The sequence below is a fragment of the Paenibacillus sp. JCM 18996 genome (genome assembly GCF_055392555.1).
Genome location: NZ_AP043884.1, coordinates 1,300,108 through 1,316,594, shown reverse-complemented (window position 1 = coordinate 1,316,594; position 16,487 = coordinate 1,300,108). Strand labels below are relative to the sequence as shown.

General features: G+C 50.5%; 15 protein-coding genes and 1 riboswitch. Of the genes, 14 read left to right on the top strand and 1 reads right to left on the bottom strand.

Annotated features, from left to right (window positions below):
• Positions 1 to 99 precede the first annotated feature (99 nt).
• From ACZ5N7_RS06465 to ACZ5N7_RS06450, 4 genes are all read left to right on the top strand, one after another.
• Entirely contained in the window at positions 100 to 543 is a 444-nt protein-coding gene (locus ACZ5N7_RS06465) for a GNAT family N-acetyltransferase (protein ID WP_464658301.1), read from the top strand.
• Positions 544 to 927: 384 nt separating this feature from the next.
• Entirely contained in the window at positions 928 to 1,125 is a 198-nt protein-coding gene (locus ACZ5N7_RS06460) for a DUF896 domain-containing protein (RefSeq protein ID WP_464658300.1), read from the top strand.
• Positions 1,126 to 1,178: 53 nt separating this feature from the next.
• Positions 1,179 to 1,685 carry a hypothetical protein gene (locus tag ACZ5N7_RS06455; protein ID WP_464658299.1) on the top strand — a complete coding sequence of 169 codons (507 nt, stop codon included), beginning with the start codon at positions 1,179 to 1,181 and terminating at the stop codon, positions 1,683 to 1,685.
• 22 nt (positions 1,686 to 1,707) lie between these two features.
• On the top strand, positions 1,708 to 2,502 hold the full coding sequence (locus tag ACZ5N7_RS06450) for an HAD family hydrolase (protein WP_464658298.1): 795 nt from the start codon (positions 1,708 to 1,710) through the stop codon (positions 2,500 to 2,502).
• Positions 2,503 to 2,670: 168 nt separating this feature from the next.
• Here ACZ5N7_RS06450 and ACZ5N7_RS06445 read toward each other — a convergent pair whose 3' ends face one another.
• A complete protein-coding gene (locus tag ACZ5N7_RS06445) occupies positions 2,671 to 3,213 on the bottom strand; it encodes a 1,2-dihydroxy-3-keto-5-methylthiopentene dioxygenase (RefSeq protein ID WP_464658297.1) in 543 nt (180 codons plus the stop codon).
• Positions 3,214 to 3,413: 200 nt separating this feature from the next.
• Here ACZ5N7_RS06445 and metH point away from each other — a divergent pair, with 200 nt between their 5' ends.
• The 10 genes from metH to ACZ5N7_RS06395 all read left to right on the top strand — a co-directional run bounded on the left by metH (position 3,414) and on the right by ACZ5N7_RS06395 (position 16,485).
• Positions 3,414 to 6,860, top strand: a complete 3,447-nt coding sequence (gene metH, locus ACZ5N7_RS06440; RefSeq protein ID WP_464658296.1) for a methionine synthase — start codon at positions 3,414 to 3,416, stop codon at positions 6,858 to 6,860.
• Positions 6,861 to 7,243: 383 nt separating this feature from the next.
• Entirely contained in the window at positions 7,244 to 8,185 is a 942-nt protein-coding gene (gene rnz, locus ACZ5N7_RS06435; protein ID WP_464658295.1) for a ribonuclease Z, read from the top strand.
• Positions 8,186 to 8,197: 12 nt separating this feature from the next.
• Positions 8,198 to 9,097 carry a DNA-3-methyladenine glycosylase family protein gene (locus ACZ5N7_RS06430; RefSeq protein WP_464658294.1) on the top strand — a complete coding sequence of 300 codons (900 nt, stop codon included), beginning with the start codon at positions 8,198 to 8,200 and terminating at the stop codon, positions 9,095 to 9,097.
• Between the two features lie 92 nt (positions 9,098 to 9,189).
• Positions 9,190 to 9,272: riboswitch (cyclic di-GMP riboswitch) on the top strand.
• 46 nt (positions 9,273 to 9,318) lie between these two features.
• Positions 9,319 to 11,004 (top strand): GspE/PulE family protein, encoded by a 1,686-nt coding sequence (locus ACZ5N7_RS06425; RefSeq protein ID WP_464658293.1) that lies wholly within the window; start codon positions 9,319 to 9,321, stop codon positions 11,002 to 11,004.
• Between the two features lie 17 nt (positions 11,005 to 11,021).
• A complete protein-coding gene (locus ACZ5N7_RS06420; RefSeq protein WP_464659164.1) occupies positions 11,022 to 12,041 on the top strand; it encodes a type IV pilus twitching motility protein PilT in 1,020 nt (339 codons plus the stop codon).
• A 23-nt stretch (positions 12,042 to 12,064) separates the two neighbouring features.
• Positions 12,065 to 13,276 carry a type II secretion system F family protein gene (locus tag ACZ5N7_RS06415; RefSeq protein ID WP_464658292.1) on the top strand — a complete coding sequence of 404 codons (1,212 nt, stop codon included), beginning with the start codon at positions 12,065 to 12,067 and terminating at the stop codon, positions 13,274 to 13,276.
• Positions 13,277 to 13,331: 55 nt separating this feature from the next.
• Complete coding sequence (locus ACZ5N7_RS06410) at positions 13,332 to 13,712, top strand: competence type IV pilus major pilin ComGC (RefSeq protein ID WP_464658291.1); 381 nt, start codon at positions 13,332 to 13,334, stop codon at positions 13,710 to 13,712.
• A gap of 63 nt (positions 13,713 to 13,775) precedes the next feature.
• On the top strand, positions 13,776 to 14,555 hold the full coding sequence (locus tag ACZ5N7_RS06405) for a prepilin peptidase (protein ID WP_464658290.1): 780 nt from the start codon (positions 13,776 to 13,778) through the stop codon (positions 14,553 to 14,555).
• A gap of 26 nt (positions 14,556 to 14,581) precedes the next feature.
• The gene (pilM, locus tag ACZ5N7_RS06400) at positions 14,582 to 15,685 is read left to right on the top strand and encodes a type IV pilus biogenesis protein PilM (protein WP_464658289.1); all 1,104 of its coding nucleotides are present in this window, start codon (positions 14,582 to 14,584) and stop codon (positions 15,683 to 15,685) included.
• On the top strand, positions 15,685 to 16,485 hold the full coding sequence (locus tag ACZ5N7_RS06395; RefSeq protein ID WP_464658288.1) for a hypothetical protein: 801 nt from the start codon (positions 15,685 to 15,687) through the stop codon (positions 16,483 to 16,485). The genes pilM and ACZ5N7_RS06395 overlap by 1 nt, the downstream gene beginning before the upstream one ends.
• The last annotated feature ends 2 nt before the right edge of the window (positions 16,486 to 16,487 follow it).

The following is a 16,487-nucleotide window of genomic DNA, read 5'->3' as shown; positions in this document are numbered from 1 at the left end:
TCAAGCAGCATAGGTGCACATGTGAGTCTTGCGGTGGATAAGAATATCCGGAATACTGCGAATGAGTTGACCGATTTGAACACATGAAGGAAGGTTTAAATGAGGATTGCAACTGTATCAGAACTTCCGGAAATTGCAGATTTGAAATTGAAAATGTTTCAAGAGGTTGGGATGGAGCAGATTTTGATGGACGGATTCATTGACGAAGTCATCAATCGCTATGGCCAAATGTATGAATCGAGGACTGCATGCCACTTTGTTATCGAATCTCATGGACAAATTGTTGCTTGTGCAGGAGCTTTTATCAAGGACGATATGCCATATTGCTTTTATCGTGAACAAAAATATGCTTTTATCGGAGATGTGTATGTCTGTCCAGATCATAGGCGTAAAGGGTATGCACGCAACTTGACTCAAGCGGTTATAGATTGGTTTCGCAAACAGGAAATCAAGACGGTTCGGTTGCTTGCAAGCCATGATGCTCGAAGCCTCTATGAGAATATCGGATTCAAAAGAACTGATCAAATGAGTATGGATTTATGAGTGCTTGATTTTACCATGTTGGATGAACGTTGTCGTATGAACTATGTCGAGTGAAAGATGGACGATAGTCAATTGACCGCCTTTTCAGGAAGGCGGTTTGCTTTTGACCTAAAAATAAACAATAAGATTTAACAGCCCAAAGATAAGAAAATATAAATCCGAGGGCAGCGCGCTGTGCAGTGGGAGGAACTGCTGTAAATGGTGCGTTTACTGTGGTAACGTATCCGGAAACGGAACGATTGCAGCTAGACGTTTTTCGCAAGACATTCTTCTTATCATTTTAAATAATTGGGCTTGTTTAGTCCATCTTGACATGAACCCCTTACCATGGCAAAGTTATAAAGAAGTAAAGAACATAACGAATCACTTCGAGAGGAGACAAGCATGAAAGGTGACAGCAATATCCCTTATATAGATCGAATTAATGAGCTGGCCCGCAAAGCCAAGACAGTCGGATTGACCGAAGAAGAAATTGATGAAAGAAACGGGCTGCGCAAACGTTATATTGAAGCGATTAAGTCTTCCGTGAAGGATCAGCTGGAGAACATTGAATTCATTGAGGACGACCCGGAGAAGCCATAGCACGTTTGATTGTCTTGCAGTTGAAATAACACAGATGAATGAGGGGTTAACCGATGTCTCGCAAATGGGAGAGAATGGTTCGCAAAAATACAAAAAACGTGAACGCGAAAAGAAAAAAGCAGGGAACAGCGCTGATCAATGGGACGAGCGTTGAAGATCAGCTCACTTACCGGGGCCGAAGCTGGGTGCTGGCCCTATTTCTGTTGGCCATCGGCATATTAAGCTTGGCAATGTTCCCGCAGTTCTACGGAAAAGACCCGATGTACCTAGTAACGGCGGGCTTATATGTCGTACTCGCTTTCATTGTTTATTTCATGAGAAGGCCTTATTTGAGAATTGGAACCAGGCAGATTTCCTCCCGCAGGTTTGGCGGGGAAAGAACCATTCCTGCGGAGCAGATCAAGTCGATTCGGATGACCGGAAAGGAAGTCTCCTTTTCCTTCACTTCCAACAAAGCTCCTTGGATTTTCTCCCGCTTATTCCATCGGATTGACATAGATGCCATAACGCCATCCGTTAAAGAGTTCGCTGACCGCAACTCAATCCCGGTGGAGCAATAATCCATACAAAGAGGGGAACCGTATGACCATTAAGGCAATTTTGTTTGATTTGGACGACACGTTATTGTGGGACGAGCGCAGTGTGAACGAAGCTTTCCAAGCGACGTGCCAGGAAGCGGCAAGACGCGTCGGCGTTGATCCGGAGAAGCTGGAAGAGGCGGTAAGAGCCGAAGCGAGAGCGCTGTATGAGTCTTTTGAAACCTTTCCTTTCACCAAAATGATTGGGATTAACCCTTTTGAAGCTCTGTGGGCGCGGTTTAGCGAGGGAGAGAATGAAAATTTCCGCAAACTGCAGGAGCTGGCTCCTTCCTATAGAGTGGAATCGTGGACGAGAGGCTTGATGCGGCTGGGGATCGAAGACAGGGAGCTCGGCGCCGTTCTGGCGGACAAGTTTCCGGCGGAGCGCAGAGCCAGACCGATTGTGTATGAGGAAACTTTTGCGGTATTGGACGAGTTGAAGCGCGATTATCGTCTGCTGTTGCTGACCAACGGCTCTCCCGACTTGCAAAAAGAGAAGATCGCCGGCATACCGAAGCTTGCGTCATATTTTGACCATATTGTAATTTCGGGTGAATTCGGGGAAGGCAAGCCTGCCGTTTCCATCTTTCAGCACGCGCTAAAGCTTCTTGCTATAGAGCCGGATGAAGGAATCATGATCGGAGACAAGCTGACGACGGACATTCTCGGATCAAACAGCGCCGGAATGAGAAACATGTGGGTGAACCGCCACGCAGCAGCTAAGCCGGAGGAGTTTGAGGCCTCCTATACAATAACCAATCTGAGGGAAATCAGCGAATTGATCCGCGCAATTTCCTGAAAGAAAGACGCATTCGACTTAATCCTTCAGACAGCTGAACATCCTGCAACATAAAAAAACCTGTGCCTCACGCTTTCCGTGCGGTACAGGTTTTTTGGGATAATTTGAAGAACAAGTTTTTTAGGCATGATTTAAGTCACGGCATTTTTTAGGGATCATTTACTGTAATCAGGCCTTTTGGAAGGAAGCATCTTCGTACGGGTGGGCGATCCAGCCTTCGGTTTCAATAAACAGGCGGACGGCAACGATTTGGCGGTTCTCCATTAAAGTGAAGAAATGAGGCTTGGCTTCCGGTACGGAAATTACATCTCCCGCTTCAAGCTCTACATCGAAATAGCCGACATCGTCTGTCCCTTTAATAATAAAGATTCCTTTACCCGCGGTGATGGCGCGTACTTCGTCCTCCGTATGGGTATGCACCTGTTCGAATTTTTTCAACAGTTCATCAAGATTCGGAGTGGCGTCGGATAAGGCGATAACATCCCAAGTAAGGTAACCCCGGCGGCTTGCGAGGTCTTCGATTTCTTCCTTATAGGTGGAAAGAATCGCCGCCTTTTCCTCATCGGTCAGTACGAACTTCTCTTGCAGCTCTGCGGAAAGCTTGCCCGGATTCCAATGCTCGTACAGCACTTCCTGTTGATCCAGGAATGCTTTCACCTGCTCTTCTCCTTGGATTCTTTCATTAGTATTGCGAATCCGTATCTCAGCCATGGCTAATTCCCTCTTTCGAGTAGAGTTAAACAATCTAACGCTATTATATTCAAAATTCGCTCCACTGTCGATGCTTAGGAGCTGTCACTTTGGAGTTTTCATTCTTTTCACGGGACGGTCAATCTGTTACACTATTAGCTAAATATCAGGCACGAACAGAGCTTGACCAGATATAGAGAACGTTGAAGGAGAGAAGCGCAATGGCAAAACTGGCGTTACAAGAGCAGCTGCAGAAGAAAATTCTCATACTGGACGGCGCCATGGGCACCATGATTCAGCAGGAAAACCTGACGGAAGCGGATTTCGGCGGTGAAGAGCTGGATGGCTGCAACGAAATGCTGGTGCTTACCCGTCCGGATGTCATATCCAAAATACATGAGGCCTATTTTGCCGCAGGTTCTGATATCATTGAAACCAATACTTTCGGAGCGACAAGCATAGTATTGGCCGAATATGGCCTGCAGGATCGGGCCAGAGAGATTAATCTTGCGGCAGCCAGGCTTGCGGTAGAGGCAGCCGATAAATTCTCGACGCCGGAATGGCCGCGTTATGTAGCCGGAGCGTTGGGGCCGACTACAAAGACATTGTCCGTCACCGGCGGGGTTACTTTTGACGAGCTCGCGGACAGCTACTATGAACAGACGGCTGCTCTTATCGAGGCCGGAGTGGATGCTATTCTGCTTGAAACCTCCCAGGATACCCTGAATGTCAAGGCAGGCTCGATTGGAGTGCGCAAAGCTTTTGAAGCTGCGGGAAAGACGCTGCCGGTTATGATCTCCGGTACGATCGAGCCGATGGGCACAACGCTGGCCGGACAGAATATCGAGTCCTTTTACATCTCGCTGGAGCATTTGAACCCGATATCGATCGGTTTGAACTGCGCTACAGGCCCTGAATTTATGCGCGACCACATCCGCACTCTGTCGGATATTGCCGGCACTGCTGTCAGCTGCTATCCAAACGCGGGCTTGCCGGATGAGAACGGCCATTATCACGAGTCGCCCGAATCGCTGGCCAAGAAGCTGGCAGGATTTGCCGAGCAGGGTTGGCTTAACATCGCCGGCGGCTGCTGCGGAACGACACCGGACCATATCCGTACGCTGGCCGAAACGTTAAAAGAATATAAACCGCGGCCTCAAACGGGATCCCATCCTACAGCAGTGTCAGGCATTGAGACGGTGTACATCGAGCCTGAAAACAGGCCGTACATGGTGGGGGAAAGAACGAATGTTCTGGGTTCCCGCAAATTCAAACGGCTTGTCGCTGAAGGAAAATATGAGGAAGCGTCCGAAATTGCCCGTGCCCAGGTAAAAGGAGGAGCACAGGTAGTCGACATTTGTCTTCAGGACCCGGACAGGGACGAAGCGGCGGATATGAAGCTTTTTCTCGAGTTGGTGGTGAAAAAGGTGAAAGTACCGCTGATGATCGATTCCACGGACGAAAAAGTCATCGAGCTTGGCTTAAAATACTCGCAGGGCCGGGCCATAGTTAACTCTATCAACCTGGAGGACGGTGAAGAGAAATTCGTAAAAGTGGTTCCCCTTCTTCACAAATACGGAGCCTCGGTTGTCGTCGGCACGATTGATGAGAGGGGCCAGGCCATCACGCGGCAGGATAAACTGGAAGTAGCCAAGCGGTCGCACGACCTGTTGGTGAACAAGTACGGACTCAAATCGTCCGCGATCATTTTTGACCCTCTCGTATTTCCTGTAGGGACAGGGGATCAGCAGTATATCGGATCTGCGGAGGAAACGATCGAAGGAATCCGTCTGATCAAAGAAGCGCTGCCGGAATGCCAGACGATCCTGGGCTTAAGCAACGTTTCTTTCGGGCTTCCGCCTGCCGGAAGGGAAGTGCTGAACGCCGTGTACTTGTATCACTGCACCAAAGCGGGGCTGGACTATGCGATCGTCAATACGGAAACCCTCGAGAGGTACGCTTCGATCCCTGAGGAAGAAAGAACGCTGGCGGAAAAATTGATCTATGAAACCAATGACGATACTTTGGCCGGGTTTGTCGCCCATTTCCGCACCAAAAAGGTGGAGAAAACCGAGAAAGTATCCAACCTCACATTAGAGGAGAGGCTTGCTGCCTATGTCGTGGAAGGAACAAAGGAAGGCCTCCTGCCCGACCTGGACGAAGCTTTAAAGAAGTATTCTCCGCTTGAGGTGATCAACGGCCCGCTGATGAAAGGGATGGAAGAGGTAGGCCGCCTGTTCAACAACAACGAGCTTATTGTCGCCGAGGTGCTGCAGAGCGCGGAGGTTATGAAAGCGTCGGTGGCTTATCTGGAGCCTTTTATGGAGAAGAACGAGAGTGCCGTCAAAGGAAAAATACTGCTGGCCACAGTCAAAGGCGACGTGCATGATATCGGTAAAAATCTGGTGGAGATTATCCTCTCCAACAACGGCTACCAGATCATCAACCTGGGAATCAAAGTGCCGCCCGAGCAGTTGATCGAAGCGTTCCGCAGAGAGAAGCCGGATGCGATAGGATTATCTGGCCTGCTCGTTAAATCTGCGCAGCAGATGGTTATCACGGCACAGGATTTGAAAACTGCGGGCATTGATGTGCCAATTATGGTTGGCGGCGCGGCATTGACACGGAAGTTTACCAAAACGAGAATCTCTCCCGAGTACGACGGTTTGGTTCTTTACGCCAAAGACGCCATGGACGGTCTGGATATCGCCAACCGGTTAACCGATCCGCAGCACCGCCTCAGGCTCGTACAAGAATTAAGGGAATTGAAGGAATCGGATGTCATGGAATCCGGGAAGAGAGAAGAACCTGCGCTGCCTGCGCTGACAAGGGTGAAAACCTCTCCTGTCGACCGGACGCTTCCGGTGCAAGTTCCCCCTGATCTACAGCGCCATGTGCTGAGGGACTATCCGATTTCGCATATCATACCTTACATTAATATGCAGACGCTGCTCGGCCATCACCTTGGGCTGAAGGGCAAGGTGGATCAGCTGCTGGCGGAAAACGATCAGAAGGCAATTTCGCTAAAAGAGACGGTGGACGGAGTCCTGTCGGAGGCGATGCGCGATGGAATCATCAAAGCTCAGGGAGTGTACCGTTTCTTCCCCGCCCAATCGAGCGGGGACCGGATCCTGGTGTACGATCCGGACGATCGGACGAAAGTGCTGCAAACTTTCGATTTCCCCCGCCAGAACACGGAGCCATACCTGTGCCTGGCAGATTATTTAAAATCCGTCGAAAGCGGAGTAATGGATTATATAGGCTTCTTCGTTGTCACGGCAGGCCATTCCATCCGCGAGCGTGCCGAGGCGTGGAGGGACAAGGGCGATTACTTGAGGTCCCACGTCCTGCAGGCCACCGCCTTGGAAACGGCCGAGGCCTTTGCCGAGCGTATCCATGAGATGATGCGCGATGTGTGGGGGTTCCCGGATCCTGCGGATATGACGATGAAGGAACGCTTCGGGGCCAAATACCGCGGCCAGCGTTTTTCGTTCGGCTATCCGGCATGCCCTAACCTGGACGACCAATTCCAGCTGTTCGGGCTGCTGAGGCCGCAGGATATCGGCGTGGAGCTGACCGAGGGCAGCATGATGGAACCGGAAGCTTCGGTGTCGGCCATTGTGTTCTCCCATCCGGAGGCGCGCTATTTCAACGTCGAGAAGGTATAGTTCCCGCCCGCGCTCATGAAAAAAACGCAGATGTTATCATTTCAGTTGTTTTAGAAACCGGAAAGCGGAGATGTTTTTCATCAGCAATTTTCGTGAAAGTTCCAGCGGAGGGCTGGCATAACGGTCGGAAGAGTGGAACGTCCGCCTTTGAAATTGAGTTCCCGCCATTGAATCTAATCAAGGAACTCAATTTCAACAGCGGCTGGAGGCCGTTATGCTTAGCTCGGAGCGATGTGGTTTCACGATTCTGTGCAATGAAGCCATCTGCGCTTTTTTCGCCGTTTGACATGTTATTCCAAATCCATTAGGATGAGAACATGCTTTCGTCTGAACGAATAAGGCATGATTCCGATCATGATTTGGATATAAAGGAGCAATCGGTTATGGAACTGTATTTTCTGGGAACCGGAGCGGGAATGCCGACCCGCAAACGCAACGTCACCTCCATAGCGCTGGATTTGTCCGCCGAACGGGGAAGCCTGTGGCTGTTTGACTGCGGGGAAGGCACCCAGCACCAAATTTTGGGTTCGCCCCTCAAATTAAGCAAACTGGAAAAGATATTTATTTCCCATCTCCATGGAGACCATATTTTCGGACTGCCCGGGCTGCTTTCCAGCCGGTCTTACCAGGGAGGGGACACCCCTTTGACCTTGTATGGTCCGCAGGGGATCCGCAGCTTTATTGATACGGCGATGTCCGTCTCCGAGTCTCACTTAAGCTACACGGTGAATGTAATTGAATATGAGTCGGAGGGTACACTTTTTGCGGACAAGGATATCCGGGTGGAAATTGCCAGGCTCGAGCACCGTGTGGAGAGCTGGGGATTCCGCATTACGGAAAGCGGCGAACCCGGAGCTCTGCAGCATGAGAAGCTGCGCGAGCTGGGAATTCGTCCCGGCCCGATCTATGGCAAGCTTAAGCAGGGAGAGCCCGTACAGCTGGCTGACGGCAGAACTCTGCTCGGAAACGACTATGTAGGTCCGGAAATACCCGGCAGGATCATTGCGATTCTGGGGGACACGAACAAATGTGAAGGCGCTCTCCGGCTGGCGAGGAATGCCGATGTGCTGGTGCATGAAGCGACTTTCGCGCAGGATCTGCAGGAGATGGCGGTGAAATACGGCCATTCCACTTCAATTGACGCCGCAAGCACAGCCGAAGCAGCGGAGGTGGGAGCATTGATTATGACGCATCTCAGTTCCCGTTATCAGGAGGAAGGTACCGCGCTGCTGCTTCAAGAAGCGGAAGCGATCCATAAGCCCGCTTTTATCGCTGAGGATTTTTGGAGGTACACGATTCCCCGCAAAAAATCCGAGGAACGATAAGGAGTGTGGAGTATGGCTCATTTTACGTTAATGCCGAGGCGGCCTTATGATTTCCAGCGAATGCTGGACAGATTATCCGGAGTCAACCATGAAATGTACCGTTATGAGCCCTGCTGCCTGAAGAGGACAATCAGAGTCGGCGGTAAGGTCTGTTGGGTGTCCGTGAAGTCTACGGGTACGGTGGACCGGCCCGAACTTGAGGTCGAGGTGAGAAGCCGGGAAGCGGCCCCTGATGCTGACGCGGTAAAAAGGCATCTGTCGGCTATGCTTTCGATCGATGTGGATTTGGGCGAGTTTCACAAGCATATGGAGGGCATCCCGGGGATGGAGCGGCTCGCCAAAAAGTTCAACGGACTGCATATTATCAGGGAGTCGGATTTATTCGAATGTATGACCAAGACGATCGTCGGACAGCAGTTGAACCTGGCTTTTGCGGCGACATTAAACAAGAGACTGATCGAGCTGCTGTCTCCTCCTTTTGAGACGGAAGGGCAGCTTTATCCCGTGTTTCCCTCCGCCGAACAGGTGGCGCTCTGCTCCTACGAACAACTAAGAGAGCTGCAGTTCAGCCAGCGAAAAGCGGAATACACCATTGACTTTGCCAGGGAAGTGGTGAGCGGGAAAATAGATCTGCCTGCTATGGAGAGCATGGAAGACGGGGAAATTATGGAGCTGCTCATCAAGCAAAGAGGAATCGGCAGATGGACGGCGGAATGCTTTCTGTTGTTCGGATTGGGAAGAACTGACCTGCTCCCTGCCGCGGATATCGGACTGCGCAACGCTCTCAGGCGCTGGTACGGACTGGAAGACCAGCCGTCGGAAGCGCAAGTGCGGGAGATGGGAAGAAAATGGAGTCCATGGAGCTCGTACGTTACCTTTTATCTGTGGGAATCTTTGAATTTGAAGACATAAAAAATTCACCATAAATTAATAGAAATTGGAAATGGTTTACATTGACCTCTTGTTAGTCCAATGATTAAATGAGATTAGCATATGTTTCCTGCAATACGTTGGAGCTGTGAATGGCTATCCGTAATATGGGCGCTTGGGTAGCCGGGAGCAAGTAGCGCAACCGGCCATTCGTTTATTTGAAATGGTCATTTTTGTATTTCTGTGATATAAGAGGGATGAAGATGGCTCCGCGCAAACGAATAGGAGATTTATTAGTCGAATCCGGACTAATTTCGGAAGATCAATTGGGAAACGCGTTAAAAGAACAGCGGGAGCTCAAGATGAAACTGGGTGACGTTCTCCTCACCCGCAATTACATAACCGAACAGCAGCTTATCGAAGTATTGGAATTTCAGTTGGGCATTCCCCATGTTCAACTGTACAGGCAGAAAATCGACAACAAAGTCATTTCCATTATTCCCCAGCGGTTGGCAGAGCAGCATCAAGTACTCCCGCTCAAGACAGAGGGAAACAAATTGATCTTGGCTATGGCGGATCCTCTGGATTATTTTGCCATAGATGAATTGAGGATGGCTACCGGTCTTCGCATCGAACCGGCTATTGCTTCCAAGGACGAGCTGACCCGGGCAATCAAACGGTACTACGGACTGCAGGAAACGGTGGATCAGATTATGCAGAATCTGCAGCCGGGCCCGATGGATGAGTCCAATGCCGCGCCAAACGATGAAGACTCGCCTGTAGTGAAGACGGTAAATCAGATCATTATCCAGGCGATCGGACTGGGGGCAAGCGACATCCACATCGATCCTCAGGAAGACAGCCTGCGCATCCGGTACCGGGTAGACGGAATGATGAGGACGGAGCGGACGCTGCCGCCCCATATGCAGAGCGTTATCGTCGCCCGCATCAAAATTATGGCGAACTTGAATGTGGCTGAACGGAGGGTCCCGCAGGACGGACGCGTGGAAATGGATATCGAGTTCCGCAAGGTAGACATCCGGATCGCGACGCTCCCTACTATCCACGGGGAAAAAGTGGTGATGAGGATACTCGATCTGGGCAGCACTTTGACGGAAATCGAGAAGCTGGGGTTATCCGAGCCTAATCTTCAGCGGTTTCTGAAAGGCATCCATTCCCCTCATGGCGTTGTTTTGATAACCGGGCCTACAGGCAGCGGAAAGACAACGACACTGTATTCTGCGCTTTCCCGGTTAAATAAAGACGAGGTTAACATAATCACTGTAGAGGACCCGGTAGAGTACCAGCTGCAGGGAATCAATCAGGTACAGGTGAACCCGGTCACCGGATTGACATTTGCAAAAGGGCTGCGGGCGATATTGAGGCAGGATCCCAATATTGTCATGATCGGTGAAATCCGCGATTCGGAGACTGCGGAGATCGGCATAAGGGCTGCCATGACAGGCCATCTGGTGCTCAGCACGCTGCATACGAACAGCGCTGTCGGCTCCATCACGCGTCTCATTGATATGGGAATAGAGCCGTATCTCGTTTCCTCCGCAGTATCGTGCATTGTTGCTCAGCGGTTGGTCCGCAAGGTTTGCCCGGCCTGCGCAGCAGACTATAGTCCAAGCGAGCAGGAGGCCCGGCTTTTGGCATCCTCAGGTTTGGCTGTGGACCGCCTGAAAAAAGGGACAGGCTGCGGTGAGTGCGGAAGAAGCGGATACAGGGGCAGAGCGGCGATTCATGAGGTTCTGCTCGTGGACGATAAGATCCGTTCGATGATTCTTGATAGAGAACCTGACAGTGATTTCAGGGCTTACGCTTTGTCGAACGGGATGATACCGATGGTGCAGGACGGACTGGCTAAAGCAGCGGCGGGGATTACTACGATTGCGGAAGTATTCAGGGTCGCCATATCCGAAGAGAAAGAGAGTGAGCGGCATTGATTTCCGCATTAGACTGGATGAAGAAAGCTTTTGACCAGAAAGCGTCTGACATACACATCACCGCCGGATCTCCCGTAATGTTCCGAATCCATGGCAAGCTGACGCCGGCCGGAGAGGTGCCGATGTCGTCCGAGGATATGCTGGAGCTGGCCAGGCAGTTAACGACTGCCGAGCAGTATGACAGGTTTATGCAAAAAGGGGACCTTGACTTCTGCTACGCCATACCTGGGCATTCAAGATTTCGGGTAAGTGCGTTTCGGCAAAAAGGGTCCGTATCGCTCACCATTCGGCTGATTCCTGCGCAAATTCCTTCCATGAAGGCGCTGGGGCTCCCGCAGATGGCTGAAGAGTTTGCCAGAAAACCTCAAGGGCTTGTATTGGTCACAGGACCTACAGGCAGCGGTAAATCAACGACTTTGGCCGCCATATTGGACTATATCAATAGAACAAGAAGCGCACACATCATCACCTTGGAAGATCCTATAGAGTTTGTCCATTCCCATATGTTCTCAATCGTGAACCAGAGGGAAGTCGGAGAGGATACCGAGTCGTTCGCAACCGGCCTGCGCGGGGCGCTAAGGCAGGATCCGGATGTGATCCTTGTCGGAGAGATGAGGGATCTTGAAACGATCTCGATTGCGATCACTGCAGCGGAGACCGGACATCTGGTATTCGGGAGCCTGCACACCGCAGACGCCCCCCAGACCATCGACCGGATCATCGATGTGTTCCCGCCGGCCTCCAAGCAGCAGACACGCGTTCAATTGGCTTCGGTCCTGCTGGGTATCATGGCTCAAAGGCTGCTGCCCTCGGCAGACGGCGAAGGAAGAACGGCCGCGATTGAAGTGCTGGTGAATACGCCTGCGGTAGCGAATTTGATTCGCTCTGAGAAAGTGCATCAAATCCGTTCCGCCATGCAGACGGGAAGGGCCCAAGGGATGCAGACTATGGAAGGCGCTCTTCGTGAACTGCTGCAGACGGGCTCTATCACCATTGAGTCGGCGAAGGAGGCGATGTTCGGCTACGGGGAGCTGTAGACAGTGATCGGAGATGACATAGCATGCCTAAGTTTAAATATCACGCGGTAGATGACGCTGGGAACCATTTCAGAGGAACGATGGAATCCCAAACTTTTCATGGGGCTGCGGATGAGTTGAAAGCCAAAGGCTACTGGATCTTGAACCTGGTCGACTTAAGCCAGAGTGTTCTTTACAAAGAACTAACGTTAGGCGGACCGAAAGTGAAAAGCGGCCATTTTACCGTTTTCTGCCGCCAGCTTGCCACTCTGTACAAGTCCGGGATTTCCCTTGTGGAAGCGGTAAGGGTGCTCGGGGAGCAGGCGGAAAGCAAGGTGATGAAGAAGGTTCTTCTCGAAATTTCCGGAGAGATGCAGAAAGGCAGCCAATTCTCTGCGGCAGCTGTCAAATACCCGACCGTGTTTTCGGATATTTTCGTTCATTCGGTCCGGGCGGGGGAAACCAGCGGCAACTTGGATGAAATGCTCAGCCGGATCGCTGTCTATTATGAAAAAGAGTTTTACACAAAGCAAAAAGTGACCTCCGCCATGGTGTATCCGTTCATTATGAGCATTGTTACAGTCATCGTCGTCATTATTTTAATGAATTTTGTCGTACCCAGATTAGTAGGCAACTTCGCAGCGATGGGGCTGGAGCTGCCTCTGCCGACCCGATTTGTAATTGCGCTCAGCCAATGGATGAGATTGTACTGGTATCTGGTGTTAGCGGGTTTACTTCTACCGCCGATTCTTTTAAAAACCGTCACTAACAACCCTCAGGGCAGATATGCGCTGGATTATATCAAGCTTCGAATCCCGGTCTTCGGCAAGCTCTGGCACAAACAAGCGCTGTCCCGGTTCAGCCGCACATTCTCTTCCTTGTTCGCTTCAGCCATCCCTATGCTGCAGACGATGTCCATCCTGTCAACCGTAGTAGGCAACGAAGTGATTGCCAAGCTGATCAGGGAATCCCGGGAAGGTTTGCGAAGCGGCAGCTCCATAGCGGATCCGTTCAAGGGAACCTGGCTGTTCCCGCCGATGATGTTGCAAATGCTTGTCGTAGGAGAGCGGACCGGCGCTCTGGATGCGATGCTGGAAAAGGTGGCGGACTTCTACGAGGCAGAGGTCGACGCCTTGGCCGATCGGCTGAAAAGCCTGCTGGAACCGATCATGATCGTCATTCTGTCCGTCGTCGTCGGAACGATCGTTCTGGCTGTCATGCTTCCATCCTTTAAGCTGATGGAGAATCTTCACTAAAGTTTTAACATCATTAAAACATAAATGTTCTTAGAGATTGAGAGGAGAAAATCAAATGGTTAAAAAGTTTACGCGCGCAAAATTTCGTTTCATCCGCAATCAAAAAGGGATGACGCTGATCGAACTTTTGGCGGTAGTAGTAATTTTGGGGATTTTGGCTGCTGTAGCCGGGGTGGCTGTTGTCAAGGGATTTGATTCGGCTAAAGCGAATGCCGATAACGCCAGCACTGTTGTGATAAGAGACGCTGCCCAAAGATATATCATTGATAAAAATTCGAGTGATGTTACAGTGACGAAATTGGTTAGCGAAGGTTATTTAAATCAGATTCCAACTCCTGCTTCAGATTCCACCAAGAAATTTAAAGTTGCCGCATCAAAAAATGATACTTCTGGTGCCTGGACCATTTCAGTTACAACAGATGCAACCGGAAACTAGAAACCAACCGAAAGGTAACTCCTGCCGAGTTACCTTTCTTCCGATTTTATCAGGGGAGTCAATATGGATATTCTGACCATCTACATTCTGACCGTTGCGGCACTATTCGGATTACTCATTGGCAGCTTCCTGAACGTGGTGGCGATTCGGCTGCCGAAGGGCGAGTCTTTTGTCTATCCGCCTTCTCACTGCATGCACTGCGGGCATGGATTGGGTGTTTTTGACCTCATCCCCGTATTTAGTTATCTGCTGCTTGGGGGCCGTTGCCGCTACTGTAAAGGCAAGGTGTCCTCCGCCTATGCTTGGGGAGAAGGGATTACAGCAATTGCGTTCTTTGTTGCCGCCCGGGTGATCGGGCCCGTACCAGAGCTCGCTGTCGGATTGTTTTTCGCCTCCCTATTGATGCTCATTGCAATGACCGATTTAAGAACGATGCTGATTCCGGATAAAATCATTTTGTTTGGGATCGCGGTATGTCTTTTGCTGCGCTTCTGGATTCATCCGCTTCCGTTCTGGAATTACGTTGCGGCTTTTTTTCTTGGCGGAGGGATTCTTTATTTGATTGCCTGGTGCGGCTATTTATTCACCGGGAAAGAAGCCATGGGCGGAGGGGATATTAAGCTTTTAGCGCTCATCGGGTTATTTGCCGGTATCAAATTGACGCTGTTGACCATTTTTTTGGCAAGCTTGTATGGAACGGTGATCAGCGGGCTTCTCATCCAGTCTGGCAAAAGAATGAGGCAGCAGCCCATTCCGTTCGGACCGTTCATCTCCGCAGGGGCATACACCGCTTATTTATGGGGAGACCGGATGATCGAATGGTACGTCCAATTATTTTTATAGATTCTTGACATAAGGTGTGAAGCAGCATGATACGACTGGGAAAAGGATGGGCCGCCCTGTGGAAGTCTTCGTCCATCGGCATCGAAATAACGGATTACGCCGTGAAAATGACGGAAGTTATGGTTCGCAAAGACGGGAAACCGTATCTTCTTGCTTCGAAAACGGAACCGCTGCCTGCTGACACCGTCCAGGACGGCAAAATTCTGTCTCCGCTAAAGGTCATTCAGACTCTTCAGTTGCTGGCTGTCCAAATGGATTTCTCCAGCCCAAAAGTTCACTTGGCGATTCCAAGCCAATCGGTCATGGTGAGGTATTTGAAGCTCCCCGACATTCCGGCTGCCGACTTGAAAAAACTGATCGATTTTGAAATCAAACATAATATCCATCTTCCCTTCGACGAGCCGGTCTATGACTTCATCAAGATGAATGGAGTGAATCAAACAAGGAAAGGGTTTCTCAAGAAAGCCCGCACACCAAGAGAAGAGGATTTTGAGGAAGAGGGCATGAAGGAAGCGGCTGCGGGGGAAGGAGCTCTTGACAATTGGGAAACTAACCCGGACGAACAAGCCAAAAAAGCACAATCCGATATATTGCTGGTTTCCGCACCGAAGGAGTTGATCGATCAATATTGTGAAGTCGTCAAAAGGGCCGGACTTTCGCTGCGCTCGATTGAGATCAAAGCTTTCTCGCTCTACAGGTTTGTCGAAGCCGCGCGTTTGACGGAAACCGGCGGAACTTTTCTCTCTGTGGATATCAATAATAACTTATCGGATCTCAGCATCTATCATGACGGCCAGCTGAAAATTAACAGAAGTGTACCGATTGTATTCGGCGGCCCGGTTGACGAGCCGGAGCTTGAGAGTACAGCTATGAACGATTTGGCGCATGAGATCGAACGGATGATGAATTTTTACAGATACAGCTTAAATAACCGCAGCGAGCAGTTTTCTGAAATTATTGTCAGCGGGGATGTGCCTCAATTAAATAAAGCCGCCGATTATCTGAGGGAACGTCTTTCTTTGAGTGTCAGGGTTCCCGGTTTGGACAATGTCCAGGCGGCAAATGGTGCGAATTTTGACATTCCGGGTATGGCGGTTTCCATCGGTTTGGCTCTAAGGGGCGGGAAATAATGAAGAATATCAACCTCCTTCCCAAAGTCCCGCTTATTAAAAGGGTATTGGTTCCCGCTCTTGTTGCGGCTGTGATGCTTGCTATTGCCTTAAATGCCGCTCTTGTGCTGTTTCAATTCGGGCTGAAGGATGAGCTGCAAGCAAAGCAGGCGGAGAAAACGAGGTTGGAGTCATCGATTTCAGTGTTAACAGCGGAAAAAACGATGGATTCCCAGACCAAGGAATACCTTCAGCTGAAAGCCGATCTGGATAAAATATTTAAATCACGCCGGGATTGGGTTCCCGTGTTTCAAGCGATCACGTCGAATTTGCCGAAGACAACACGGCTGCTCTCTGCGGGCACAGCTGCTGCCGTCTCCGCAGTTCCGGCAGCGGCGCAAGCCCCGGCAGCAGTGCAGGCAGCGGCGCAAGCTCCAACAGCACCAGCATTGTCGGCGGCTTCCACCGCGGAAGAGAAGATAAAGGTAAAATTGGAAACAGCCGTCTTCACGGACAGCGCGGAATATATTATTTCTCTAATGACTTCACCTGTTGTAGACAAAGTGAATCTCCTAGAGGTTGTCCGGTCAAAATCGGAGGGGGTTGCCCTGCCGCAGGGTTTACCGGTTAAACCCCAAGCACCGCAGCAATTATTTCCCGGACAGCTGAACCAGCCGGTCACCGGGGCCGAAGGGGAACAGCTGATGAATCAGCTTCAATCAATGATCGCTGCAGCTTCAAACGATACAGCCAGAGCTGAATATAAATACAGCATTTCTTTAGAGATCACATTGAAATCGATGGAAGTAGCCAGGAAGTAGGG

What these genes read in the sequence shown, in the direction of transcription:
- ACZ5N7_RS06405 (WP_464658290.1), top strand. Translation starts at nt 13,776, where the DNA reads ATGGATATTCTGACCATCTACATTCTGACCGTTGCGGCACTATTCGGA.
- rnz (WP_464658295.1), top strand. Translation starts at nt 7,244, where the DNA reads ATGGAACTGTATTTTCTGGGAACCGGAGCGGGAATGCCGACCCGCAAA.
- ACZ5N7_RS06395 (WP_464658288.1), top strand. Translation starts at nt 15,685, where the DNA reads ATGAAGAATATCAACCTCCTTCCCAAAGTCCCGCTTATTAAAAGGGTA.
- ACZ5N7_RS06410 (WP_464658291.1), top strand. Translation starts at nt 13,332, where the DNA reads ATGGTTAAAAAGTTTACGCGCGCAAAATTTCGTTTCATCCGCAATCAA.
- ACZ5N7_RS06430 (WP_464658294.1), top strand. Translation starts at nt 8,198, where the DNA reads ATGGCTCATTTTACGTTAATGCCGAGGCGGCCTTATGATTTCCAGCGA.
- ACZ5N7_RS06425 (WP_464658293.1), top strand. Translation starts at nt 9,319, where the DNA reads ATGGCTCCGCGCAAACGAATAGGAGATTTATTAGTCGAATCCGGACTA.
- pilM (WP_464658289.1), top strand. Translation starts at nt 14,582, where the DNA reads ATGATACGACTGGGAAAAGGATGGGCCGCCCTGTGGAAGTCTTCGTCC.
- ACZ5N7_RS06450 (WP_464658298.1), top strand. Translation starts at nt 1,708, where the DNA reads ATGACCATTAAGGCAATTTTGTTTGATTTGGACGACACGTTATTGTGG.
- ACZ5N7_RS06460 (WP_464658300.1), top strand. Translation starts at nt 928, where the DNA reads ATGAAAGGTGACAGCAATATCCCTTATATAGATCGAATTAATGAGCTG.
- ACZ5N7_RS06420 (WP_464659164.1), top strand. Translation starts at nt 11,022, where the DNA reads ATGAAGAAAGCTTTTGACCAGAAAGCGTCTGACATACACATCACCGCC.
- ACZ5N7_RS06445 (WP_464658297.1), bottom strand. Translation starts at nt 3,213, where the DNA reads ATGGCTGAGATACGGATTCGCAATACTAATGAAAGAATCCAAGGAGAA.
- ACZ5N7_RS06455 (WP_464658299.1), top strand. Translation starts at nt 1,179, where the DNA reads ATGTCTCGCAAATGGGAGAGAATGGTTCGCAAAAATACAAAAAACGTG.
- ACZ5N7_RS06465 (WP_464658301.1), top strand. Translation starts at nt 100, where the DNA reads ATGAGGATTGCAACTGTATCAGAACTTCCGGAAATTGCAGATTTGAAA.
- metH (WP_464658296.1), top strand. Translation starts at nt 3,414, where the DNA reads ATGGCAAAACTGGCGTTACAAGAGCAGCTGCAGAAGAAAATTCTCATA.
- ACZ5N7_RS06415 (WP_464658292.1), top strand. Translation starts at nt 12,065, where the DNA reads ATGCCTAAGTTTAAATATCACGCGGTAGATGACGCTGGGAACCATTTC.